Raw genomic sequence first — 26,233 nt, 5'->3', positions numbered from 1 at the left:
TATAATGTGTATTTCTTGCTGGAATCAACTTTTTCCAAAGGGCAAGGTACTAATAAATTCGTCCTTCTTTCAATTAAACTTTGGGATTTGGGGGCACTATATTTTTCGATATAGAGCCCTTTAGCTTTTGAAATTGTGATGCAGTGCTGAGCTCTATAATTCCCTTTATTCGGGGGAGTATTTTATGTTTTTAAACGACTACAAATGATTACAAGCGAAATTAAATAGTTTTCAACCGAATAAAGTTTGGAGTGTGGAATAGGTTTGTGGTATCAAAAAAATAATTTCTGTTTAACATTAAAACTATTTATTATGAATGCACTTAGAAACAAAGTACAGTTGATTGGAAACCTGGGAAACGACCCAGAAATCATTAATCTTGATGGAGGTGCCAAACTGGCCAAATTTTCCGTAGCTACCAATGAAACCTACAAGAATGCCAAGGGGGAAAAGGTAACCGATACGCAATGGCATAATGTGGTGGCCTGGGGCAAGACTGCGGAGATCGTGGAGAACTATTTAACCAAGGGCAAGGAAGTGGCCATAGAAGGTAAATTAACCACAAGATCCTATGAGTCCAAGGAAGGGGAGAAGCGCTATATTACTGAGATACGTTGTAATGAGTTGCTGATGTTGGGGAAATGAATTGGGTTTCTGGCTATTGTAAGAAGGTCTGTTGTTTCCTATGGCAGGCCTTTTTTATTGCCGATTGGCGGATGCTGCCTAATAAACAATACAAACCGATTGAATTTAGCTCCGTAGGGGCGAGGTCACTATCTTTCAGTGGTATTGGGGTATTGAATTAGAAATTCATGCAGAATATGTTCGCTAGGGATGATATCGTAACATAAAAAGTATGGTACGGTGAATTTATGCCACTTTCATTATCAAATCAAAGCAGGGACAACGCTTGCAGCGTTTGGATTCGGCTTTTAAATACTTTTCACAGCATTTGGTCTTGCAACCTGCAGGAGCCATGGCTTTAAGTAGCATTTTCTGCTCCTTTTTCTCCGCCTTTTTTAGCTTCTTATCCTTTTTTTTATCGACTTTTTTCTTGTTGCCCACAATGAATTGGTATTGACTAGACAAAAGTATTTATTTTAAATGAATCTAAATAAGATTAATTGTTAAATTAATTTTGCGGGGTATTGGTAGTTCTGTTTGCTGTAATTCGCTCTATATCAGGACCAATAAATACAGTCTGCCTTTGTTCAGAATGTACCGCAGCAGTGCTCGCTCTAGGGAACTATAGGCTTATTTGTGCAACGCTAACTGTATACGTTTTCTGGTAATATCCACTTCAAGGACCTTAACGATAATTTGTTGGTGAAGACTAACATGTTCATTCACATCCTTTACAAAACTATTCGATAGATTGGAGATATGGATTAAACCGCTTTCCTTGATGCCAACATCTACAAAACAGCCGAAATTGGTGATATTGTTGACAATGCCTGGTAATAGCTGTCCTTCCTTAAGATCGGATATGCTGCGTATATTCTGATCGAACGTAAAGACTTTTGCCTTTTCCCGAACGTCCAAGCCTGGTTTTTCCAATTCTTTTACAATATCCTCTAAGGTGAATAATCCTACCGTATCCGTGCGATATTTTTGTATGTCAATTTTCTTAATTACTTCCTTGTTGCCAATGATTTCCGAAAGGACAATATTTTGATCTTTCACCATTTGCTTAACAATGGAATAACTTTCTGGATGTACTGCCGAATCGTCCAAGGGATTTTTAGCCTTTTTTATGCGTAAAAATGCGGCCCCTTGTTCAAAGGCTTTCGCTCCTAATCGGGGTACTTTTTTTATTTCTGCGCGACTCTCAAATGGGCCGTTTTCATTGCGATAGGTGACAATGTTTTCGGCCAGCTTTGGTCCAATTCCCGATACATAACTCAATAAGGGAACACTTGCTGTGTTTATGTTTACTCCAACAGTGTTTACACAGCTTTCCACAGCGGTATCCAAGGAATTTTTTAAAAGGGTCTGGTCCACATCGTGTTGGTATTGCCCTACTCCAATAGATTTGGCGTCTATTTTCACCAATTCTGCCAAGGGATCCGCCAGGCGCCTCCCAATAGATATGGCCCCACGGACAGTAACGTCGTAGTTGGGGAATTCGTCCCTTGCGATTTTAGAAGCGGAATATATGGAGGCTCCTGCCTCGCTTACCACAAAAACCTCCATATTATTTTTAAAATGAATGCGTTTTATCAACTGTTCTGTTTCCCGCGAAGCGGTGCCATTACCGATGGCGATGGCCTCTATTTTATAAGCGTCTGCCAAAGAGCTTATTTTCTTTATGGCGCCGCTGCTATCGTTTTGCGGGGCATGTGGGTAAATAGTCTCGTTGTGTTTCAATTCCCCCTGTGCGCTAAGACAAACCACCTTGCAGCCAGTTCTAAAGCCGGGATCTATGGCTAGGATTCTTTTTTCTCCCAAAGGAGAACCTAGTAACAGTTGTTTTAGATTTTTTGAAAACACTAGGATGGCGGCTTCATCGGCCTTTACCTTGGAAGATTTTAAAGTTTCATTGGAAAGAGAGGGTAACAGTAATCTTTTATAGGCGTCCTCGATGGCCAATTGTAGATGTTGGGTGCATGCGTTGTTCGATTTAATGATCCTATATGCAATATTGGAAATGGCCTTGTCGTCATCTATCTCTATTTTCACACGGACAAAACCCTCGTTCTCCGCACGTAAAATGGCTAATAACCTATGAGAAGGGCAGCGATTTAAAGATTCACTCCAGTCAAAATAGTCCCTATATTTTTGAGCTTTTTCATCATCTTTCTTGGCGGTGATCACTTTGGTGGTAATCTGCGCAAATTTTTCCAATTGGTTCCTCAACTGATTTCTGACGTCTGTACGTTCGTTGATCCATTCCGAAATGATATGTCGAGCGCCCTCCAGGGCATCGTCTTCGTTGGGAACGGTATTGGAAAGGAATTTTGATACCTCCCTTTCCAATGCGTTGGATTTCTGTGCCAAAATGGTTTTTGCCAACGGCTCCAATCCATTTTTAATGGCGGTTTCCGCTTTGGTCTTTCGTTTTTTCTTATAGGGAAGATATAGGTCCTCCAAGGTAGTTGCGTCCTCTGTGGCAACAATTTTATTGGCCAATTCAGGGGTAAGTGCCCCTTGTTCTTCAATGGACTTTAGAATTGTTGTTTTCCGTTTTTCTAAGGCCTCATATTGCGCCTTGTACTGTACGATATCGCCCACCTGCACCTCGTCTAAATTTCCCGTTCGCTCCTTTCGGTAGCGGGAAATAAAGGGCACCGTACAATCCTCATTTAATAAGCCTACCGTGTTTTCTACGCTTTTACTAGGTAGTTGCGTGTGTTTGGTGATGTAGGAAATCAGGTTCATGAGGTATAGCGATTTATTTGGAAGATGGTATTTCTACTACTGTTTTTCTAATCAAGGCTGTTTGTCGTTGGCTTCGTGCAATCTAGGTTTGTTAGCTCTGGACTGCGCCTGTCTATCGTCAGGCAGGCGCTACCGGACCGTATTCTTTCTCAATCCTAGTATTCTATGTGAAGTTGGGGTTTCCCCTCCTTAAGCTAGAACCCTAGTTAATAGTTTCTCCATTATTTACTCCATCCTCGTCCGGATTCACAAAAACTAATTTTCCGTCCCCGTTTTCTGTCATTAATATCATCCCTTCACTCTCTACACCGCGTAAGGCCCTTGGAGCTAAGTTTACTAATACCGTGACTTTTTTACCTACTATTTCTTCTGGTGTAAAACTTTCAGCTATTCCCGAAACTATCGTTCTAACATCCAATCCGGTATCTACCTTTAAGACCAAAAGTTTTTTGGCCTTCGGCATTTTTTCGGCTTCTATAATGGTGCCTACCCTCATGTCTAATTTGGAAAAATCTTCAAAGGTAATCGTGTCTTTTTGTGGAGTAACTTCCTTGTTCATGGTTTCGTTCGCTTTTTTAGTAGCCTCTAATTTGTTTAATTGTTCTTGGATGGCTTCGTCCTCTATTTTGCTAAATAAAAGTTCTGCTGGATTTATCTGATGTCCGGCGGGTAATAAACTGGAATTTTTAGCAATCGCACCCCAGTTTAATTCCGATTCTAGATTTTCGGATCCTAAGATATTGTTCAGTTTTTTTGAGGTAAAGGGTAAAAATGGCTCGCTTAATACCGCAAGCGCGGTAGCAATTTGTAAGGCAACGAACATAATAGTCTTTACCCGTTCCTCATCTTGCTTAATCACTTTCCATGGCTCTTCATCCGCTAGGTATTTATTACCCAATCGGGCTAAGTTCATGACCTCTTGACCAGCCTCTCGGAATCGATATCTTTCTATGGAACTCGTCAATATCTCAGGATATTTTTTTAGTTCTGCCAAGGTTTCCTCGTCTACCGGACTATATTCACCCGGATTGGGGACAATGCCGTTGTAGTATTTATTGGTAAGTACCACTACCCTGTTGATGAAATTTCCAAAAATAGCAACCAATTCATTATTGTTTCTAGCCTGAAAATCTTTCCAAGTAAAATCGTTGTCCTTGGTCTCTGGGGCATTTGCCGTTAAGGTGTACCTAAGCACATCTTGCATATTGGGGAAATCCTCCAAATATTCATGTAGCCAAACGGCCCAGTTCTTGGAGGTGGACAGTTTGTTGCCCTCCAAATTCAAGAATTCGTTGGCAGGCACATTTTCCGGTAGTATAAAGTCGCCATGCGCCTTCAGCATACTCGGAAATATGATGCAATGAAATACGATATTATCCTTACCTATAAAGTGCACCATCTTAGTGTCCTTTGCTTTCCAGTACAGTTCCCAGTCCTTTCCTTCCCTTGCTGCCCATTCTTTGGTGGAAGAGATATATCCTATAGGTGCATCAAACCATACGTATAGCACTTTGCCTTCTCCCCCTGCTACTGGAACGGGAATTCCCCAATCCAAATCCCTTGTCACAGCTCTTGGTTTTAGGCCTTCATCGATCCACGACTTACATTGGCCATAAACATTGGGTTTCCAATCGTTTTTATGTCCTTTTAAAATCCATTCCCTTAAAAATTCCTCATACCGATCTAGGGGTAAAAACCAATGTTTGGTTTCTTTAAGCGATGGCACGGCACCAGAAATAGTAGATTTAGGGTTGATTAGATCGGTGGCATTTAAGGAAGATCCACAGCTTTCACATTGATCGCCATAAGCCTCTTCATGGCCACATTTTGGGCAGGTACCTATTACAAAGCGGTCTGCCAAAAATTGTTGCGCTTCCTCATCGTATAATTGCTCGGTAGATTCCTCAATAAAATCACCTTTTTCATATAGATTTATAAAGAAATCGGAGGCGGTTTGATGATGTATTTGGGCCGAAGTCCTAGAATAGTTGTCAAACGTAATTCCAAAATCCAAAAAAGATTGTTTTATTATATGGTGGTACTTATCGATGATATTTTGTGGTGTAACACCTTCTTTTTTAGCTTTCATGGAGATAGCTACCCCGTGTTCGTCACTACCACATACAAAAGCCACATCGTTTCCTGTTGCTCTTAAATATCTGGCATAGATATCGGCAGGGACGTAAACCCCAGCCAAATGTCCAATATGTATGGGACCATTGGTATAGGGGAGTGCAGCGGTAATGGTATATCTTGCTGGCTTTTGTTGGTTTTGAGACATTACTTTTGAATTAGGGTGCAAAAGTAAAGATTTTTGTGGGGAGCTAAGGCATTCCACAAAAAAATATACCCTAGTTGTCCGTATTGGAATTCGTGGTCAACCAAGGCCTTCGCCCATTTTTTAACTTATGCCACCATAATGGATTTGCTCAGCTTTTTATCCTGAACCTGAATCCGGTAAATATATTTTCCCGAAGCTAGGGAGGTAGGGAGTCTTTCTCTAATATTTATTTCGGTGGAGCCTTCCATCATCATTTCATTGTATACCGTTCCTAGATGTTGCCCCATAATATTGAACAATTGTATATCTACATGGGCGCTAAAGGGCATTTCTAGATAGATATGAGGGGTTTGGTCTGTAGGGTAGAAGGGTTTGTGTATGATGGCGTTTACCAATTCTGGATCAGGAACTTGTCCGTCTGTAGGAGGAGGAGTAGAAGTGGTTGGAGGGGTTGGTTGTCCGTCGTCATATGGGATATCCGGGAAATCTGTACCACTACAGTTAAACCCAAGATTTACCGGGGTGTATGGATGGTCTAAAAGATGCTGTTCTACCAAGGGGATAGGAACACAGAGCCACTCTGCCATTACGGTAGCATATAGATCTCTAAAATCCATGGTAAATTCTAGGTTGCCACGGCCGTCCGGGTCATCTAGAGCAGGGTGGTCGCCCACAAAGGCACTACCGTTTAATCCAGAACCAAAGAAGAGGGTTGGCGCCGCTTTTCCGTGATCTGTCCCGTTGGAACCGTTTTCATAGATTCGTCTTCCGAATTCGGAGAAAGTCATTCCCAAAACCTTTTCATCTTGTTGGGTAAAGGAAAGATCCTCATAAAAGTTATTGACGGCAATAGAAAGATTAGACATTAATCGCTCGTGAACCATAGGCTGGTTCCCATGAGTATCAAATCCGCCCATACTTATCATATATACCTTGGTGCCCAAATTTCCTTTGATCAGTCTGGCTAAAAGGGCAAGTTGTCTGGCGAACCCATTTTTTTGATATTCTACCTGATTTTGCCCACGTTCATAAGCTTCATGTATCTTACCAGAATATTCGTAGGTGGTATTGGCTGTTCCCCTTAAAAACTTTAGCTGGTCACCATACATACAGTTATTGAATAGGCTTTCATCCAAACTGTATTGCACCCCTGTTTCCGCAATTCGTTCTAACTGTTCCACATTGGAGGTTACAAAGGCATAATTGGTTTCTTCCCCTTGAAATACCAAACTTCCAAAATTTCCAATTTGAATAGCGGCTGGGGCATCTGGCGGATTTACCAAATAATCTGGGAATATATTTTCAAAATGCCTTCCCATCCAGCCGGTATTCAATCTGTTAAACCCGGAGGAGTTGAGGTCTGTATTGGCAAAAATATCTGATCCTGTAAAATGGGATAGATTTTGATTTTCGTAGCCTACGCCATGTACAGCCTTAAACTGGCCTTCGCTCCACATAGGCTCTAAAGATTTCATATAAGTAGGTACCCCAAACTCATCGGTTAGCCTTAATATCTTACTTTCTGGGAGATATATGTTGGGTCTGGCATTGGCATAGGTATCGTATTGGGAAATTGGAATAATGGTGCTGAGTCCGTCGTTGCCACCTGTAAGACGTATCAGTATTAGAATATTATCTGTTTCTGCTGCTGCAATGGCAGCGGTTAGTGGCGATGGTGCGGAGGCGGTTAGCATATTACTGCCCAACATAAGGGAGCCCGATCCGGCAATCCCTAGGGCCTGCAGAAAAGAACGTCTACTCCAATATTTATGTTCAAAGTCATGACCATTTTCCTTTTGATCATTTTCGGGGTGAATATTATGGGTATCGCACATATTGGGAGGGTTATTTTAATTGAAATTCGGGTTGTCTAATTAGGTGCAATAACAAGAGATAAACCTGTAATGGTGCTTCGGGACTGGTTCCCAACATCCAATACCCTAATCCTTCCGGGGTAAAGTCCGATCCATAATAATTATCAGGGATGTCTTCTACCATAAATACATCCAAGGCATTATTGAAATCTTGTTCCGTAAGCAGTCCTTTGGGTAAAACTTTAGTTACTATGGCCTGAACTACGATTCTTGGATTGCTTGTATTGCTGTTACTTGGGCCAACAGTAGCCACCGCAAATGCCCGAAATTGTTCTGGCTTATCTCCCCAAAATTGCTCCAACACCATTTCGGAGGTCAGCCATCTGCCGATCATAAAGTTGGTGTTGATCCATGTCCTATTTCGTTGCCAGCCATTTACATCGAACGGATTAAAGACTTCTTGACTTAATAACCTAGAGGTTTCTGCCACGGTTCTGATCATGGAATCGTCATAGGCGAAGCTGGTTTCGTTGATTAGGTTCAGGAAGATATCGAACGGACTTTTAATGATAACCCCTATGGCTTCGTCATCAAAGAAATGCTGACTTTTAAAAAGTTGACTTAGGACGGGGGCTATTTCAAAATTATTGGCAATAAAGGTTGCGGATAGGCCGTCTATAATGGATTTGGCGTTATTGGCATCATCGGTGGAATCTGGATGTATAAAGAATTCATATAATTTTTTACAGATAAAATACCCAATTTCAGTAGCCTTTTCCTCAAAAAGTATATCCATGACATCGTCATAGCCCCAGTTTCCCGTTCTTCCAAAAATAGTCTTAGTTTCCGTATTAAATTTAGTAGGGTCGAAGGTAACCTTGGTACAGCCAATCTCGCCTCTGTTCACATATCCGGTTAGGGCCTTGGCGGTTTCTATAATGTCTTCTTCGGTATATCCATTTCCTTCCCCTAAGGTAAATAGCTCATAGAGCTCCCGGGCATAATTCTCATTGGGGTTGTCGCCATTGCTATACGCTCCGTCCAAATAATAGAGCATGGCACTGGTAAGTCCAACCTCACTCACCATGGTCTTAAAATTCCCAATGGCGTTGCGCTGCAGGCAGTTGATGTACTCGTATAGAAACTGATTACAACTATAGACTTCCAATTGAGTGACCAAATGATTGCTCCAGAAAAAACTGAGTCGATCCCGAAGGTTGTTATTTAGCAGAGTTTGGGTATAGGCGATTCGCCATTCCTCCTCTTGGGTGTTTTTTATTTGATTGCGCTGTTCATCATCTGTGGGATAATTGCTATTATCCCAATTGGCCCATGTAGGTTCGGGCAAGGGAGGCATGTTCTGGGCCTCGGCGATCAACATATTTACTAAAGCGTTTGCTGATTGACCTGTTGCCTGTTCTATGGTTTGGACAGCGGCACTAAAACCCAATCGCCTATATAAATGGGCCGCTTTTGCGGCATCCAAAGCAGGGGTGTACGGCGCTAGAGATGACGTATTGCAGTTTATAAAATATTCCATGGATTGTTCCGCGTTGGATAGGTTAATGGGTTGGGTAAATGAATAACGGATTTTTCGATTGTTAAGTATGTGGCTGATAGTAAACAGCTTATAGTACTTAAGATAATACGTGGATTATCCAATTTTGGACGTCAACAAGAAAAAGTTTTCGACAAGGTGCGTGTTTTTTTTGTAGTATATTTATAATAAGATGGCAATACACAACGAATTCGGAGAAAAGGGTGAAAAATTGGCGGAAGCTTACCTGCGGAAAAACGGGTATCAAATTGTTCATAAAAACTATCGCTACTTAAAGGCTGAAATTGATATTATAGCCCAAAAGGGCGATATATTGGCTGTTGTGGAAGTCAAATCTAGAAGTTCTGAATATTGGCAGGATTTTGCCGATACAGTAAGGGAGAAGAAAATTAAATTATTGGTAAAAGCGGCAGATCATTATGTAATCAGTAAAGATCTGGACGTAGAAGTTAGATTTGATATTATTACGGTCCTTAAGGACGGTTCAAAATTTAAGATAGATCACTGGGAAAATGCGTTTTATCATTTTTAATTATTTGTTTTATTTGTAACAAATTGTTATTTTTACTAAAATTATAGTAAAATGAAGACTATTTCATCGGTAGTAGAGGACTACATTAAGAAGAAGCCTTTTTTGCAAAGCGCACTTGCTCAGGGCATTATAAATCTCACTTCCTTGTCTAGGATTGTTAAACCCGAGATTGAAAACGAACTGGGAAAGGATATCAGGAACGGGGCAATAGTAATGGCCTTAAAGCGACTTTCAGATGATCTGGAGTTTAGAGCGACCCATAAAATTATTAAAGTTCTCAAAAATATAGGAGAAATAACGGTGCGGTCTTCCTTAACCGATTTCACTTTTTTGGTTTCCGATAGTATTTTGGAAAATCAGACTATTTTATTAAAAGAAATCAATAAGAACAAAGATGTTTTTTATACTTCTTCTAGAGGGGTAAACGAAATGAATATTGTTGTTAGCAACACTTTGGATAAAGCCGTGGAGGAATTGTTTAAACACGAAAAGTGTACACAGAAAGCCGAACACCTATCCTCTATTACCGTAAAGCTTCCTGCCGAAAATGTTTCGGTACCTGGTATCTATTATTTTATTTTCCAACGTTTGGCTTGGGAGGGTATTGTATTGTTTGAGGTGATCTCAACCACCAACGAGTTTACCATTATAGTGAACGATGAGCAGGTAGATATTGCCTTTAGGACCATTAAGGATCTGAAAACCTTATAAGTTGCCAATGTAGCAATGGAACGATGAGTTCATGTACCAATGTGTTAATTTGTTGCCATGGAACTTTTCTTTAGGAATGGAATAGTAATAACTAGTTATTGATCTCCTTTCAAAAAAGCGATCACCTCTTTATAAGTATCTGGTTTGGCAACAATTCGTTTTTCTTTGTCTAAAATGAGATAGGTAGGTGTTTGCTGTATATCATATGTTTTCACATATTTACTATCCCATTTTCCCAAGGAAATACCATGGATAAAATCGGGTAATTTTTTAGTTTCCATTTTCCAGGTGCTCCTATCTTCTTCCAGTCCTATAGCCAATACTTTAGTGTTAGATAGTGTTTGTATTCCTTGATGAAGCTTAGGAAGTTCGTTTAGGCAATGAGAGCATTGGCTGCTCCAAAATATCAGAATATAGTTTTCTGCACCAGACAGATCGCTCAGTTTTTGTGTCGTCCCTTCATTTTCCCACTCAATTTCTGGAGCAATGGCGCCAATTCTCAAGCGGGTATGGGTTTCTATTTTCTGGGTCAGTTCGGTATTGTTAGTCGCTATTGCCAAGTCGTGCAAATAACCGGAATAGATGAAATCGGCTGTGTTGTTAAGGTTGTTCTTGGCGGCCGTACTCCAAATATCGTCCATAATTCGTGCTTTGTATCTGGCGTTCAAATTGGCAATTACTTCAGCAACATGTTTTATGTTCAATTTTAATTCCGATTCCATTTCTTCTACTGGTAGAGGCTGGGCTGAGAAGGTGTTAAAGACATAGTTTAGTACTTTATCGGATATAAATCCTGATTCCTGTAAAATAGAATCTTCCAAATCGATCAGATCAAAATAGTGCTTCTTTTTATGGGCAAGGAAAATTTCCTGATTCTGATAATTAATGGGAATATACGATTCGTTTGCTTTGATAAAATGTTCGCTTAATAGTCCTTTGGACTGGAGTTCAAAGGATTTTTGAATTTCCCTTAGTGCTCTGTATTGTTCCTCAAGAAGCTTGGGGTAAGAATTGTTGTTTGCATACAGTTGGTGTATTTTCTGCTCCAATTCCTTTACTTTTTCAAAATAACTATAGTAAATTATATTCTCCTTAGAAGAATGGAATTCCAATCCCTTCTCCCGATTAAAAATCAGACTAATGCTCTCCTTGCCACTGTAAATAACATCGAAATAAAATTCTTCCTGAGGGATGGCATATACAATACGATATACCCCTGGAAGGGAGTTTTCTGGAATGTTTAAGGTGAACATTCCATTTTTCACTTCGGTATCGGTAATATAAGTTTGGGCAGTCGGATTTAATTTGTAAACAATCAACCATTTAAAATCATCTGCTGGCGACAGGTTCCCTGAAATATGATGTTGGGCCTGAAGGTTTAGGGCAAGTACCATTCCCAATAAGAATAGAATTTTTTTAATATACATAACTGATCGGGGATTTTAGGTGGATTTAATTTCCGCATTTAATCGTTCGGGACTTAGGACTTGTATGGCTTTAAAGGCCTTATCCAAAGTTTTTATTTGTTCAAACACCAATAAAAGACGGAGTCCGTTGCGAGTTTCTTTTTCCTTTAGTTTTGCGAGCTTAGGATTGCTTTGGATAAATCTTAAAACCGTAGTGAACTGTGTGCTCTGGTAGAAATTTGATTGCTGATCTGCGATAAAATAACCTATCATTTTACCTTTTTTCATGACGATTTTCTCCAAACCTATACTGTTGGCAATCCATTTAATTCGGACTGAGTTCAATAAATCCACTGCTTGGGGTGGCAATTCCCCAAAGCGGTCTTTTAGGTCCGATTCAAATTTTTGCAAGGCAGCCTCATCCTTTACTTGGTTAAGTTGGGTATACTGATTGAGGCGTTCGGTAACATTGTTGATATAATTGTCCGGGAAAAGCAGTTCAAAATCTGAATCTATTTGAGTATCCTTAACGTAAACCTTGGGCTTTCCTTTTACCTCTTCATAGAGATCCTTAAACTCATTTTCTTTAAGCTCATCAATAGCCTCTGCCAATATTTTTTGGTAGGTATCAAATCCAATATCGTTGATAAATCCGCTTTGTTCACCCCCGAGGAGATCCCCGGCTCCGCGAATTTCCAAATCTTTCATGGCAATATTAAAGCCACTTCCCAACGCTGTAAATTGCTCTAAGGCCTGAATTCGCTTTCTGGCATCGTTGGTCATGACTTCATAGGGAGGGGTAATAAAATAACAGAATGCCTTTTTGTTACTTCGGCCTACCCGGCCCCGCATTTGGTGTAGATCGCTCAATCCAAAATTATTGGCATTGTTAATGAAAATGGTATTTGCATTGGTGACATCCAACCCACTTTCTACAATGGTGGTGGATACTAATACGTCAAATTCCCCATTCATAAAGGCCAACATTAGGGTCTCCAATTTTTTTCCTTCCATTTGTCCATGACCAATACCTATTTTAGCGTCTGGGACCAAACGCTGTATCATGCCTGCTACTTCCTTGATGTTTTCAATCCTATTGTGGATAAAAAATATCTGTCCCCCGCGTTGAATTTCATAAGAAATGGCATCCCTAATGGTCTCTTCGCTAAAACGGATTACCTCGCTCTCAATTGGATACCTATTTGGTGGTGCGGTATTAATGACAGAAAGGTCTCTGGCCGCCATCAGGCTAAATTGAAGGGTTCTTGGAATGGGAGTGGCGGTAAGAGTAAGCACATCTACATTTTCTTTGATAGATTTTAGTTTGTCCTTAACCGATACCCCAAACTTTTGTTCCTCATCTACTATCAAGAGTCCTAAATCCTTAAACTTTACATTTTTGTTTACTAATTGATGGGTGCCAATGATAATGTCGACCTTACCAGCTTCCAAATTTGCAAGGGTCTCCTTTTTTTCTTTTGCGGTCCTAAAACGGTTGACATAGTCTACGGTGACAGGCATATCTTTCAGTCTCTCTGTAAAAGTACGGTGATGTTGGAAGGCCAGAATGGTGGTTGGTACTAGGACAGCAACTTGCTTACCGTTGTCTACCGCTTTAAAGGCGGCACGTATAGCCACCTCAGTCTTTCCAAAGCCCACATCTCCGCAAACAAGTCGGTCCATAGGACGTTCATTTTCCATGTCCTTTTTAATGTCCTCGGTAGATTTAGTTTGGTCGGGGGTATCTTCATAGATGAAGGAGGCTTCCAATTCGAGCTGTAGATAACTGTCAGGGCCGTACTGAAAACCTTTTTCCGTTCGGCGTTTTGCGTAGAGTTGGATGAGGTCGAACGCAATTTTCTTTACACGCGATTTGGCCTTGTCCTTAATTTTTTTCCATGCGCCCGAACCTAGCTTGTATATTTTTGGGGGAGCCCCGTCCTTCCCATTGAATTTGGAGATTTTATGAAGGGAATGTATGCTTACATAAAGGATATCACGATCCCCGTACATCAATTTTATGGCCTCCTGTTTTTTGCCTTCTACATCTATTTTTTGAAGTCCGCCAAATTTACCTATACCGTGGTCTATATGGGTTACATAGTCCCCAATTTCCAGTTTGTTCAGGTCTTTTAGGGTTATGGCCTGCTTTTTAGCATATCCGTTCTTCAGATGGAACTTCAGGTATCGTTCAAAAATTTGATGGTCGGTGTAGCAGGCAATTTTTAGATCGCTATCCAAAAATCCTTGGTAAAGGGGATAAACAATGGTTTTGTAATGCACTTCCTTGTCCACTTCCTCAAAAATATCATGGAAGCGTTGGGCCTGTTGGTCTGTAGCACAGAAAATGTAATTTACATATCCATTAGTATGATTTTGGTTTAGATTATCAATTAAAAGATCAAACTTTTTATTGAACGAAGGTTGAGGTTGTGTATTAAATAGAATGGTGTCCCCGGAATTGGAATCTTTATTCCCATCTATTTCCAATACCTTAAAACTCCCCAACTGTTGTTGTATTAATTCCGAATTTGCAAAAAGCTCTAAGGGTTTAGCCCGCTTTATTTCATTGGATAGTTTGCCGAACGCTTCCTCTGCTTTTTCAAAAAACGAATCGAGCCTATCGAAAAGGTGGTTGAGGTTTTTGCTTACTATAAGAGTATTTGGTGCAATGTATTTCAGTATGCTTTCCCTGTTTTCATCCAGGAATTTATTTTCTACATTGGGGATAATGGTAATCTTCTTTACCTTTTGATTAGACAATTGTGTCTCTACATCAAAGGTTCTGATACTGTCTACTTCGTCTCCGAAAAATTCGATCCGGTAAGGTTCATCATGCGAAAAGGAGAATACGTCCATAATTCCACCCCGCACGGAAAATTCTCCCGGCTCGGTAACAAAATCGACCCTCTTAAATTTGTATTCGAACAATACTTCGTTCAGAAAATCGAGCGAAAGCGTGTCGTCCAGTTTTATTTTTAAAGTATTTTTTTCCAATTCCCTTCTGGTGACCACTTTTTCAAAAAGCGCATCCGGGTAAGTGACAATAACGGCTGGTTTTTTTCTAGAGTTGATACGGTTAAGGACTTCGGCACGTAACAGTACATTTGCATTGTCCGTTTCTTCTATTTGGTAGGGCCTCCTATAGCTGCCCGGATAAAATAGGGCATCCTTTTCACCTATTAGCTGCTCCAAATCGTTTAAGTAGTAGGCGGCTTCTTCCTTGTCCGAAAGCACAAATAAAAATGGAATATTGGCTTTTTCAAAGGCCTCGGCAACTACAAAGGATAAAGAGGATCCAGTTAGACCTTTTAGGTTGGTTATCGAAGGTTCTCCTGGTGTAGTGTTATTTTGGGAATCGGCAATAATCGTCTGCAGTTTTCGCAGTTGCGGAGACTGTGCAAACAGTTGTGGCAAGAAAGATTTTGTCAACTGTATTTTTTTTACAAATATAACCTCTGTACACCCTTTTAACCAAAAATAAGCTTCAAATAATTGGATTCAGCGGAATGAGATGTAGTCCTATCCTTAAAAATAGTAGGCTTTGATGGGCTTTTGGTGGCTGAAATAGGCGGTATTTATAGGAATAGAAATTAGGCCTATTTTAATTGACCAATTCAAGGATTTTTGAAATGGTTTCCTTGTTATTTACCCCAAGACCTTCTTGTTGGTGCGCCAGTTCGCCCCCTTGGTCAAAAACACTAATGATGTTGCTGTGGGAAAAATCCAATGGAGATATTCTCTTGTAGTTTACGGCTAATACGGCAGCAAATTCGAGGGTATTTTCTTCAGAGCCTCTTAGTAATACCCATTTCTTAGAATCCATCTTATTTTCCTTGGCAAATGCTGCCAATCGCTCTGGGGTGTCTGTTTCCGGATCTATACTTACTAGGACTAGGGTGACCTTATCTTTTTTGTCTGCAGGGATCTGTTTTTCAATGTTGCGCATATCTGCGGCCAATCTTGGGCACGCCGTTTGGCAAGAAGTATATATCATTACCATAACCACAACATCGCCTTGTAATTCCTTTAGCTCAATTTCTTCGTTGTTTTGTGTGGTCCATATAGAGGGTAGATTATAAATGGAAAGATCAGAAATTGCACCATCTTTTTTTTCCTTGATGGATACCGGAACCAAATCCATTTTACAAACTGGGCAACTTCCCGGTTGGTCATAGGTTTTCTCTCCTTCGCAATGCATGGGGCATTCATAAATTACAGAGGCAGTTTTATCGTTCTTGCCAAAATTGCAAGAGGTGAAGCTGCCGACAAGAAGAAATAATAGGACAATCTTTAAGGTGTTTTTCATTTTATCGACTAGAATTTTCATTCATTTTATTAAGGGGTTCTACACACCTGAACCCAAGGTTTCTCATAGAATAACTGGCTTTTAGACTTCCTCTAAGGGCGTACCGCATAAAGGCGGCATAGTTCATAAGGTCCGATGCTCCTACAGCGGCACTGCCGCAAAATAGATTGCTGTCCTTATCTACATCCTTACGGGATTCCCCAGAAATTAATACGGAATTGAAATCGATGGTCCATTCCCAGACCAATCCATGAAGATCGTAAATTCCCCAGTAATTTTTAAAGGTAGATCCTATCTTGTTTTTAAAAGTTTTGGGCGCCTCGTACCAATCTAGAATCTGCTGGTTGTAGCTTTCTTTTGTTCGGGCGTCTGCCATAGTTTGATCTGCCATAGCGGCGTATTCCCACTCGTCAACAGTGGGCAAACGTTTGCCTAGGCATTCACAATAATTTTTAGCAGCGAACCAAGAGATATTGGTGATAGGTGCATTGGGCTGTAATACATCTCCAAAAGAGGTGTCCCCCTCCCAATTCACTAGGTAATTACCATCCGAAAACAATCGTATTATCTTACTGCGTTGCCATTGTGGATGTTCTTCCACAAAACGCAAATAGTCGCTATTGGTCACTGGATATACATCCATCTTGAAAGATTTTACCGTGACGGCCGTAGAATCCACGCCGTATAACGGAATGTAAGTCCCTCCTTTTACAACGGCCATTTCATTCCGTTGGGCGGAAGCAGTGCCAACAATGAAACTGCATAAAAAGATGAAGGCTATTTTTAAAGAGGGACCCATTATTCTTCTGTTAGATTAACTAGATTAATTTCTTCTGCTTTTTACCATGGCGGGGGTGACATCCTTTTTAGAATTGCCCCAACTGTTATAAATGTAGGTCATCACATTGGCAACTTCCTCATCGGATAGGGACTGAGAGGTCATAACACTGTTGTATTTTTTCCCGTTTACAGTTATCTCTCCTGTTAGGCCGTACAATACAATATCTATGGCGCGCTCAACATCGGCATTTAAATAATCTGATTTTGCCAGTGGGGGAAATGCTTCTGCAATACCTTGTCCTTCTCCTTGGTGACAGGCAAAACAGGTCTGCATATAAGTCGCTTTTCCGAACTCCATTTTCTCTGCCATGGATTTGGCGGGTATATCAGATTCTTTAACCTCATCAGTACTCGGCATTGTTTGGATACCAGGACCTTCGGGCAAATAAATCCCTTCTTCCAGTTCCCCTGAGTAAATGGATTTATTTTCTTCACCTTCTACTTTTAGCATTCCCAAGGCACCTTTGTTAAAGGCCCTGAAAATGGAATGGTCCACCAGAATAAAAGTACCTGGGACATCGACCTTAAATTCTACTATGGCGGCTCCTCCAGCAGGGATTAGCGTGGTTTGTACATTTTTGTTAACCATATCGCCACCTTCAACATAAACCTTGTCAAAAATTTCCCCTATCACATGAAAAGAGGAGACTAGGTTTGGGCCACCGTTGCCTACAAATAAACGAATGGTTTCCCCAACGTTGGCAGTTAGGGCATTGTCCCCGGTTAGGGCTCCCATTTTACCATTAAAAACTACATAGTCAGCGCGTTCATCAACAGCTTTCTGCATATCGAATGGTTGCAGACCTCGCTCGCCATTGGCACCTTTGGTATAGAAATCGCCCTGCATAATGTAGTATTCCTTATCTACCGGTGGTAGGCCACCTTCGGGCTCCACTAAGATTAGGCCATACATTCCGTTGGCAATGTGCATTCCCACGGGCGCTGTAGCACAGTGGTATACATAAAGACCTGGATTTAGAGTTTTAAAGGAGAATACCTTTTCACGACCAGGAGCTACAAATGAAGATTCTGCACCACCACCTGGGCCGGTAACCGCATGCAAATCTATATTGTGTGGCAATTTGTTGTCTGGGTGATTTTTTAGATGAAATTCCACCTCGTCACCAACCCTTGTCCTAATAAAACTTCCTGGAACCGTTCCTCCGAAGGTCCAATAAATATAGCGGACCCCATTGGTCATTTCACCTTCTTGTTCTAGGATTTCCATATCTACGATCAGCTTTTTGGCCTTTCTCTTTCCTACTGGTGTGGGAACATATGGTGGCGAGGTTAATTCTGCGATCATTTCTCGAGTAGCAGGAATTTCAGCAGTACTGGCGTACTCTTTTTTCTTCTTTTCGGCACAGGAAAAAAGAAGAGAGGCCATACCAGCTAATAGTGCTGATCGCAGGACTGTGGTTTTGGTAGTCTTAGACATCATAATTAAGTGTTTTATTTGGTTATTGTAAGATTTTATTCTTTTTATACTCCTTTAATAGGGGCAAAATTAAACTAGCAGGACTGTTCAAGATATGACGTTTATCATATTTTATACTTTCCTAATCAATAATAGCAATTAACATTAAATATGGAGAGTGTTAACTTTTATGTTAAGAGAGGTAAGCGCAGTTTTGAAAATACAAAAAGCAAATTACCTTAATGGTTGGATTCCTAATTCACTTTGAAATATAGTTATATTAGTACTGATATCAAAAAGTAGGAGGTTTGCAGTGTGGGTTCTAAATGATTAAACAATGGTTTGGAAGTTTGTTATGTGCTTGAAATCATAGATTGCCCTAATCTGCCTATTTCAGAAGATTATTATTAGCTTGTCCTTTGGATAGAATTCTTTTTTGGGCTTTGAAATATCTAAGATAAGGTTTTTGCTTATTCTTTGGTGGTAAACAAAGTAGGGTTGATTGTCAGCATTACCCAACCCCAATTATTGGTGTTTCCATCGGAATTTCCTTTTAAGGTTTCCATACCTTTAGTTGGGAATAAATGTGAATATCCGGTGGTCAAGGAAACATATTTTTGAAGTTTATAGGCATAGGCCAAATCTAATTCACTGCCCAGTTCCTTTTTGTCCGTACCGGAAATTTTGCCTTCTGCTGAGAAATTATGAAAGGCAAGGCTTAGATCGGATTTTTCGCTAATGGTTAGTTTTGTCTGAACGTACACATCCAACAATCCAACATTGTTGTTATGGCTGCCCACGTAGAAATAATCCATATGACCATTAAATTTATGGTTGGTGCCATAGAAGGGGGTAAAGGCCTTGTTCTTGCCGTCGGCAGGAAGTCCGTTGTTATTTCCACTCTGTAATTCTGCACCAAGGCCAACCCGCCATTTTTGGGTCACGTTATAATTTCCTTCCAAGGCCAAAAGAAATGCATTTAGATCATTATCAAGAACATCTTTGCCTATTTGGTAGAAAATATTGGAGCTTAGGTTTAAATGGCCTTCCTGATATTTCAGGTGAGTTCCCAAAGTCTGACTGTATCTGGTTTTGTTATTATTGCTGTTGATTAGGTCTATAAATTGTTCCCCGTTGTTCAGTATTAGAAGGCTGGCAGAAAACTGTTCCCAAGTTTTATTTCCCCAGATATAGTGTAGGCTCTTGTATGTGCTAGGGGTGGTTAAAGTAGTCCCATTGAGGCGCTCTGCATCTTGATTATAGGCAAGGCCCAAATGTATCTTAAAATCTGATTTTTGATACTTAAGGAGTAGGGCATCGTGACTACGGGCTTGTTGTGCCCAGCCAACATTCCCAAATATCCGATGATCATCATAACTAATTTCCTGTCTTCCTACCTTAAGGGATAGGTCTTCAAGAAGTTGTATTTCCCCCCATACCTGGTGAATTCCCAGTCCGTTCTTATCGGACAGGTTAAGTTGTGGGACATCGCCCCAGACCCGTACATCCTGAAGGCTTAAATAGAAGGATAGGCCATCCAGTTTGTAATCTGCATTCAATCTGGTGCGCTGCGATACAAATAGGGCGGCATCCACATGGTCTGGGATAAGTGTTTTATACCCATGACGATATTCGGCCCGCGGACGTAATTCTGTGTCAAGGGAGAATTGCGCGTGCCCAAAAGAAAATATAAAAAAACAAAAAACGACTTTGATAAAGTTGTCTGGTTTCATAATTGATCAGTTATTGCTAGGAGCAAAAATTCAACTTTCCAGGATATAAAACTATGACGATTGTCAGGCACACTGTTTCTATACTAATATTCTAAATGTAGTAGGTGAATTGTGAATCGAAATAATGTTTAATGAGGTTCATTATCAACTATTAATACCATCAAAGATCTCGGCGATCATTGCTTTTTTAGAACTGCTTATCGGTATGCTTTGGTCATTGGACATTAGGATATACCCCCCATCGTTCCGAATGTATTTTTGCATATAACTGGGATTAATCAAGTAAGATTGGTGCACTCTGAGAAATAGAAATCGCTTTAGGGAATTTTCTACATCCTTTAGGGTCCTGCATATAAATAACTTCTCTCCATTCTTTAAAAAAATAGAAGTATAATTATTTTGGCTCTGACAATATAGGATGTTCTTTATTTCAACAAACTCCAGACCATCACTCACTGGAACGGCTATTTTATTTTTTAAGAGATTTTCTTTCTTCAGATGGTTTAATAAGTTGCAAATCTCAGCAGAGGATTCCTCCGAGTTAGGAGATTTTTCTAGCCACTGATTAATCGCTTCCTCAAGTTCATCCTCGTCAATCGGTTTTAAAAGGTAGTTATTAGCCTGGGCTTTAAATGCCTGAATGGCATATTGGCTATATGCGGTGGTGAAAATCACGTCGAATGGAAGTTTGTCAAATTGTTCCAAAAATTCGAACCCATTCATCCCCGGCATCTCAACATCTAAAAAAAGAAGGTCTATGTCCAGTTCCTTTAATGATTTTAATGCCTCAACAGGATTGGTGCCTTTGTAAGCTACCTTAAAATCTGGAAATAATTGACGAATATGAAATAATAAGCTTTCTACACAGTGTAGTTCGTCATCCAATATAGCAATGTTCATTACCCTTATCTTTATTATTACTTAATATTAAGAACAACACAAGTTCCCAAAGCCTCCCCATTGCTATCTTTTTTGTCGATTATTCTATAGTCTAAGGATTTGTTATAACTCTTGTTGAATAAATGGATCCGCTTATCAACTATTTCAGTTCCCCTGCTTTTATGTGCGCCATATTGGGATGGTTTTTTTTCTTGACGCCCCTGTCCATTGTCTTCAATATGAATTTCTACCATACCGTTATTTCTTTTAACCATTATTGCAACACATTTAATCTCTTTATTGCTGGGTAAAAGACCGTGCCAAATTGCATTTTCCACAAATGGCTGCAATAACATAGTTGGAAGATATACTTTATTTGCTTCATTGTCAATTGTATTACAAAAAGTGTAGGTAAAATCACTATTAAATCGATTTTTTTCGAGTTCCAGATAATAAGTGGTAAGCTCCAATTCCTCCATTATACTGTGCATGGGTTTGTTAGCGCTCTCTAGAACCATACGGGTAAACCTAGAGAATTTAACCAAGTATTTAATCGCCTTTTTGGTGTCATTTTGTTGGATTAGGTATTTGATAGAGTTAAGGCAATTGAACAGGAAATGTGGATTTAATTTCATTTGATTTGCCAGGATTTCGGCTTCCAGTAAATTCCTCTTATAATCTGCTTCTACCTTTTCCTTTTCTTGTTGATGAATTATAGTTTGTATTGCTTTTTTATTCTTATGGTTCTTGTACTGAAGCAATATTATGATTGCAAGTGTTAAGAAAACAGCGGCCAATAGGAATATTATTATTCCCCTATTTTTAATGGCAGCTTTATGATTCATTATCTGCTCTGATTGAAAAGACTGCTCTTTTTTTAATAATCCTATTTCTGCTTCTTTTTTCTCTAGATTAAATTGGTTGCTAATGGTGGCAATTTGTACTTCTTGGGAGGCAAGGTTTATACTGTCCTTATAATCTCTAGCTTTTTTATAATACACTAGGGCTTCGGAATAGTTGGCTGTTTCTTCATGTATGGTAGAAATAATTTCAGAAATATTCACAATCAACACCTTGTCATTCAACTGTTCGGACCTGCTTAGGGCATCGTTCAATCGTTCTAAGCTAAGGGGGTAGTTCTTTTGCTTAAAGGACACTAATCCTAAATTATAAAGTGTCAACGCCTGTCTGTGTTTGTCCCCTAAATCCTTAAACATTTGATGGGCCTCTAAAAAGTAATCTTCCGATAGGGCAAGGTTTTTGTTTTCTGTTAAATAGCTCTCTCCAAACGCCTTTAGGGTCATGGCCTTGCCATAGGTGTCATTTAACTCTTGATTGAGTTTTAAGAGCTTATTTAGATAGGAGCGCGCCTTTTCATGCTGATGTAGATTGTCGTGATAACCGCTTATGGTTAGGTAGTTCATGGCCAGTCCCAAGCGATTGTCTGCTTGTTTAGCAACCTCTAGGGCACGTTGTAAATAGTTGAAGCCTTCTTCCGTCCTGTGGGGGATAGCCATAAAAGTATTTCCAAGACCATTACTAGCAATCTCTATATTTAATAGGCTATTTTCTGCTTCTGCAATTCGTAAGGCTTTCATATAATAGCTTACTGCCAATTCGTAGTCTGCATTATATCTGCCAGCCACTCCGGCATTGTTGGCAAATATCATCTTGTCCAAGGTGAATCCATTCTGGTCCTTTATAATTTCAAAAGCTTTTACATGGAGCGGTATGGATAGCGGGTATTGTTGATGATATCGATATAGCAAGCCTAAGTTATTAAGTGCCCTTGCATATAATATGGAATTTGGGGTATTTATAGCTTGATCAACGGCCTCTTTTGCAATTTCAATATCCTCTTCTGCATGCTCAGCTTGCCTATGCAATTCTCTGGAAATTTTCATTTTTAAGCTGATCTGTAAGGAATCATTGGTAGCCAATGAGAGGTTTTGTCTTAGGTCTTCCAGTTTGTTTTGGGCCATACACCCCGTCCAAACTAAAAATAGGAAGTAGGATAAATATAGGGCGCGTTGTGATGTAGCCTGGGGAATACAAAATAAAATGCATTTTTTATTACCCATAGTGTGTCTTTGGTTCAGATTCATTTATTGGATGCTGAATATTATTTGGTTAGAATTTTTTATCACAATTGTCCCAATAAGTTGCTAACATAGCAAATGGAGATGAATTACTAGGTCTAGGGTATTACAGGAATATGGGTTATATAGGTATTTATGTGTCTTGAGTATATAAAACCTGCCAATTTTCTCCGTATAAAAGGTAATAGCTCCGCCTACTTTTGGAATTTATTAGTGCTTTAAACACCATAGCAACGATTGCTTAATCAGAATCATACAAGTGTTATATATCAGTAATAATAGACCAAATAACGATGCTTTGTTAGGCCGACTTATTAAACAGCTGTTTTGGGTGAGAATTTCACAGGTTTCATTGAGAATTCCACTAAAATCCGATTTCTAATTAAAGTGGTGGGTTTACTAGCTGAACTGCTGCAAATTCTAATTCACTCTTGTGGATAGCATTTAATTACGCTTGATTTGACAGGAATAAATAATCCAATTTTAAAAATAATAACAATTAATCAAATCATTAGAATTATGAAAAAACAAATTTTATTTACCACCTTTTCTCTCTTTTTTGCCTTTGTGGCGTTTGCACAGGACGGCTTTCATAAAATAGGAGTAGGAGCAGAAGTTGGACTCCCTATGGGAGACTTTGGCGACGCCTACAATATGGGATTTGGAGCTACAGGTAAAATTTATTATGGGCTTAATGAGAATGCTAATATCACGGGTACTCTAGGATATCTCCGATTTGGAATTGATGGAGACTCAAATATAAGTGGACATATGGGGATGATTCCTATTATGTTTGGATACCATCATGATTTTGATGGTTTTTACGTTGAACCTCAAGTAGGGGTAGTTGCTTTAAATTCCAAAGTAGATATGTCCAATACGGGGTTTGGCAGTTTTGGAGGGAGTTATTCGTCTACGGAAGTGAGCTTGTCTTTAGGAGGTGGCTATACTATGGGAGATTGGGATTTTGGATTGAGATATCAGATTGTGAATAATGCCAATTTCTTAGGCGTACGAGTAGCTTATAATTTTTCAATTTAATTCCTAATTTCAATACTATGAGAAATTTAAATAAGCTTACTGGTGTTTTTCTTCTTGGAATCTTTTTGACCTTAAATGTTGCTTGTTCTAAAGACAATGACGGCCCCGCAGATCAGTTGGGAGGTGAAAGTACGATGACCATGAAGATCAACGGGAAGTTGTGGAAGGCACATGTTGCTACCGTAATGACCGTAGGGGATACCGAAGATGGCGAAGATGAGAAGACCTATTGGGTAAATATGACCGGAGTAAAAATTATTGATGACAGCGGTTCGGAGGAATTATCGGAATCCATAAGTCTTAGTTTATTGTTATCGGGAGCTGAATTCAATAGACCCAAAAAATCCTATCCCGTAGGAAGTATATCGAATAACCAATTTGGTTATGGTATAATTATATACAATGAAGTTGGGAGCGAATCAGAAGGTAAGGGAGTGTATGTTTCCATGCATCCAGAGGATTCAGAGCAACAAATAGGAAATTTTACGGTAAAAGATTTTGAAATTGGAGATCAGAATTTTTTAGGACAACAATTGGGTAAGGGTTACACCAGATTATCAGGAACTTTTGAGGCTGAACTCTATTCTTACGATGGAACCGATACCCCTCCTAAGAAGCTTACAATAACCGAAGGGAAATTTAATCTTAGGCCATTACTTGGCTTTGGAGTATGATTATCATAATTAATTTGAATTGAGTTGTTAAGAACGGCAAGGTGCTTTTAAGTGCCTTGCTGTTTTAGCTTGTAATCAAACAAAAAATTTCTAATAAAGTTCTGTGGAAACCTGTTGATTTTATTGCATAAATAGCCTGCATAATAACAGATGTGAGATATCCTGATAGGGTTTTGATGGCTCCCTTTAATCATAAGAAACTCATTCATTAAACAATAAAATACCCTAAAAATAAAGTATCATGAGAAAACACTTAAAAGTAACAAGCATGTTAGCCAGCGTATTGCTGTTGGGTTTTACGATTTTACTATCCTGTTCCAAAGATGATGGCTCGGTGTCAGTTATTGAACAAGAGGCTTTGGTGGTGACCCTTTCCAGTACGGAAATTAAAGAAGGGGAAACAGTGCAGTTTTCCGCCACTGCTAACGGGAAAGCCATTTCAGGTGCCACCTACTATGTTAACGGGATTTCCATTGACCATAGCGAACACACCTTTGCCGAGCCTGGCAACTATAAAGTGGTGGCTAAAAAAGAAGGCTATCAGGACAGCGACCAACATGGTATCCTTGTATTGAAGCGTAAAATGGCAATCGTGGTACATATAGTTGGAGAAGAAATTAATAGCAATGGTACATACGTAGCCAAGTATTGGAAAAACGGTACACCTACAATTCTTGGTAACAATGCAATAGGCACTTCTTTAGTGCTTGCCAATAACGATGTACATATATCTGGGGTTAATGGATCTTTTTCCCAGTTGATCTATTGGAAAAATGGATTGGAGATCAAACGCATCACTAATGCGGGCATATCTTTAGGGAAGTCTATCGCTGTTTCTGATGATAATGTTTATCTATCTGGATTTCAATTAGATAGTAAAGGTAGGCGATTGGCTACCTATTGGAAAAATGGACAGGCTATTGCACTTACCGACGCCAACAGCCCATTGTCTAGTCAGGCAAGTTCCATATTCGTTTCTGGGGAGGATGTGCACATAGCCGGAGTTGAACAAGGTAACCAGGGTCTTCAAAGGGCCATGTATTGGAAAAATGGGAATGCCATCCTATTGAATCCTGGAGGAGGAATGTCTAGTGTACTTAATATGTTTGTTTCTGGCGAGGATGTCTATATAGCAGGATCTGAAATCAATGCACAAGACGACCAAGTAGGTACTTATTGGAAAAAAAATCAACATACAATTTCTTCCAAAAGCTTGGGGGCTACCGAATTAACATCTGTCTTCATTTCCGGAACGGATATATATGTAGGTGGATATGAAATAGTTAATGGAAAAGCTGCAGCTAAATATTGGAAGAATGGACAAGCGGTTACCCTTACCGATGGTAGTACAAATGCAGTTGTTATGGCGCTCTTTGTTTTGGGGGCGGATGTGTATGTTGCTGGTTATGAGGCGAATGCAAATGATGTGCCTGTGGCTAAATATTGGAAAAACGGTGTGGCCGTGGATTTGACCGATGGCAATCATGAAGGCGCAGCCTATGACATAGTCGTACAAGAAGTTGAGATTGAGTAGATCAATTTTTTTATTAGTGGCTATGCC

General features: G+C 39.7%; 19 protein-coding genes. 6 read left to right on the top strand and 13 right to left on the bottom strand.

The window, feature by feature from the left end; translation table 11 throughout:
• Positions 1-312 precede the first annotated feature (312 nt).
• Positions 313-645 carry a single-stranded DNA-binding protein gene (locus tag KCTC52924_RS04685; protein ID WP_251806936.1) on the top strand — a complete coding sequence of 111 codons (333 nt, stop codon included), beginning with the start codon at positions 313-315 and terminating at the stop codon, positions 643-645.
• A gap of 225 nt (positions 646-870) precedes the next feature.
• Here KCTC52924_RS04685 and KCTC52924_RS04680 read toward each other — a convergent pair whose 3' ends face one another.
• The 5 genes from KCTC52924_RS04680 to KCTC52924_RS04660 all read right to left on the bottom strand — a co-directional run bounded on the left by KCTC52924_RS04680 (position 871) and on the right by KCTC52924_RS04660 (position 9,013).
• A complete protein-coding gene (locus KCTC52924_RS04680) occupies positions 871-1,065 on the bottom strand; it encodes a hypothetical protein (RefSeq protein WP_370671511.1) in 195 nt (64 codons plus the stop codon).
• Between the two features lie 189 nt (positions 1,066-1,254).
• On the bottom strand, positions 1,255-3,378 hold the full coding sequence (locus tag KCTC52924_RS04675; protein WP_251806937.1) for a Tex family protein: 2,124 nt from the start codon (positions 3,376-3,378) through the stop codon (positions 1,255-1,257).
• A 202-nt stretch (positions 3,379-3,580) separates the two neighbouring features.
• Positions 3,581-5,659, bottom strand: coding sequence for a methionine--tRNA ligase (metG, locus tag KCTC52924_RS04670; protein ID WP_251806938.1), 2,079 nt, complete (start codon positions 5,657-5,659; stop codon positions 3,581-3,583).
• Between the two features lie 125 nt (positions 5,660-5,784).
• Positions 5,785-7,494: a DUF1501 domain-containing protein gene (locus KCTC52924_RS04665; protein WP_251806939.1), complete on the bottom strand. Its 1,710-nt coding sequence runs from the start codon at positions 7,492-7,494 to the stop codon at positions 5,785-5,787.
• A 10-nt stretch (positions 7,495-7,504) separates the two neighbouring features.
• Positions 7,505-9,013, bottom strand: a complete 1,509-nt coding sequence (locus KCTC52924_RS04660) for a DUF1800 family protein (protein WP_251806940.1) — start codon at positions 9,011-9,013, stop codon at positions 7,505-7,507.
• Positions 9,014-9,203: 190 nt separating this feature from the next.
• Between KCTC52924_RS04660 and KCTC52924_RS04655 the strand changes: the two genes are divergently transcribed.
• Both KCTC52924_RS04655 and KCTC52924_RS04650 read left to right on the top strand, forming a co-directional pair.
• Complete coding sequence (locus KCTC52924_RS04655; protein ID WP_251806941.1) at positions 9,204-9,563, top strand: YraN family protein; 360 nt, start codon at positions 9,204-9,206, stop codon at positions 9,561-9,563.
• Positions 9,564-9,614: 51 nt separating this feature from the next.
• Positions 9,615-10,274, top strand: a complete 660-nt coding sequence (locus KCTC52924_RS04650; RefSeq protein WP_251806942.1) for an aspartate kinase — start codon at positions 9,615-9,617, stop codon at positions 10,272-10,274.
• A gap of 95 nt (positions 10,275-10,369) precedes the next feature.
• Here KCTC52924_RS04650 and KCTC52924_RS04645 read toward each other — a convergent pair whose 3' ends face one another.
• The 8 genes from KCTC52924_RS04645 to KCTC52924_RS04610 form a co-directional block, all read right to left on the bottom strand.
• Entirely contained in the window at positions 10,370-11,701 is a 1,332-nt protein-coding gene (locus KCTC52924_RS04645; RefSeq protein ID WP_251806943.1) for a thioredoxin family protein, read from the bottom strand.
• Between the two features lie 15 nt (positions 11,702-11,716).
• Positions 11,717-15,112 (bottom strand): transcription-repair coupling factor, encoded by a 3,396-nt coding sequence (mfd, locus tag KCTC52924_RS04640; protein WP_251806944.1) that lies wholly within the window; start codon positions 15,110-15,112, stop codon positions 11,717-11,719.
• 172 nt (positions 15,113-15,284) lie between these two features.
• Positions 15,285-16,010 carry an SCO family protein gene (locus KCTC52924_RS04635; protein ID WP_251806945.1) on the bottom strand — a complete coding sequence of 242 codons (726 nt, stop codon included), beginning with the start codon at positions 16,008-16,010 and terminating at the stop codon, positions 15,285-15,287.
• A complete protein-coding gene (locus KCTC52924_RS04630) occupies positions 15,991-16,788 on the bottom strand; it encodes a formylglycine-generating enzyme family protein (RefSeq protein ID WP_370671510.1) in 798 nt (265 codons plus the stop codon). The genes KCTC52924_RS04635 and KCTC52924_RS04630 overlap by 20 nt, the downstream gene beginning before the upstream one ends.
• A gap of 24 nt (positions 16,789-16,812) precedes the next feature.
• Positions 16,813-18,267, bottom strand: a complete 1,455-nt coding sequence (nirK, locus tag KCTC52924_RS04625) for a copper-containing nitrite reductase (protein WP_251807181.1) — start codon at positions 18,265-18,267, stop codon at positions 16,813-16,815.
• A gap of 449 nt (positions 18,268-18,716) precedes the next feature.
• Positions 18,717-19,979 carry an alginate export family protein gene (locus tag KCTC52924_RS04620; protein WP_251806946.1) on the bottom strand — a complete coding sequence of 421 codons (1,263 nt, stop codon included), beginning with the start codon at positions 19,977-19,979 and terminating at the stop codon, positions 18,717-18,719.
• 144 nt (positions 19,980-20,123) lie between these two features.
• Entirely contained in the window at positions 20,124-20,879 is a 756-nt protein-coding gene (locus KCTC52924_RS04615; protein WP_251806947.1) for a LytTR family DNA-binding domain-containing protein, read from the bottom strand.
• A gap of 17 nt (positions 20,880-20,896) precedes the next feature.
• Entirely contained in the window at positions 20,897-22,840 is a 1,944-nt protein-coding gene (locus tag KCTC52924_RS04610) for a tetratricopeptide repeat protein (RefSeq protein WP_370671509.1), read from the bottom strand.
• Positions 22,841-23,476: 636 nt separating this feature from the next.
• On the opposite strand from KCTC52924_RS04610, the gene KCTC52924_RS04605 reads away from it, so the two are divergent.
• The 3 genes from KCTC52924_RS04605 (at position 23,477) to KCTC52924_RS04595 (ending at position 26,206) form a co-directional block, all read left to right on the top strand.
• The gene (locus KCTC52924_RS04605; protein WP_251806949.1) at positions 23,477-23,998 is read left to right on the top strand and encodes a porin family protein; all 522 of its coding nucleotides are present in this window, start codon (positions 23,477-23,479) and stop codon (positions 23,996-23,998) included.
• 17 nt (positions 23,999-24,015) lie between these two features.
• A complete protein-coding gene (locus KCTC52924_RS04600) occupies positions 24,016-24,672 on the top strand; it encodes a hypothetical protein (protein ID WP_251806950.1) in 657 nt (218 codons plus the stop codon).
• 241 nt (positions 24,673-24,913) lie between these two features.
• Positions 24,914-26,206 carry a hypothetical protein gene (locus KCTC52924_RS04595; RefSeq protein ID WP_251806951.1) on the top strand — a complete coding sequence of 431 codons (1,293 nt, stop codon included), beginning with the start codon at positions 24,914-24,916 and terminating at the stop codon, positions 26,204-26,206.
• Positions 26,207-26,233 lie beyond the last annotated feature (27 nt).

Origin of the sequence: Arenibacter antarcticus (assembly GCF_041320605.1) — a bacterium.
In the GTDB taxonomy this organism is placed as follows: domain Bacteria; phylum Bacteroidota; class Bacteroidia; order Flavobacteriales; family Flavobacteriaceae; genus Arenibacter; species Arenibacter antarcticus.
The sequence above is the reverse complement of the archived record's forward strand: the minus strand, read 5'-3'. Positions and strand labels throughout refer to the sequence as shown.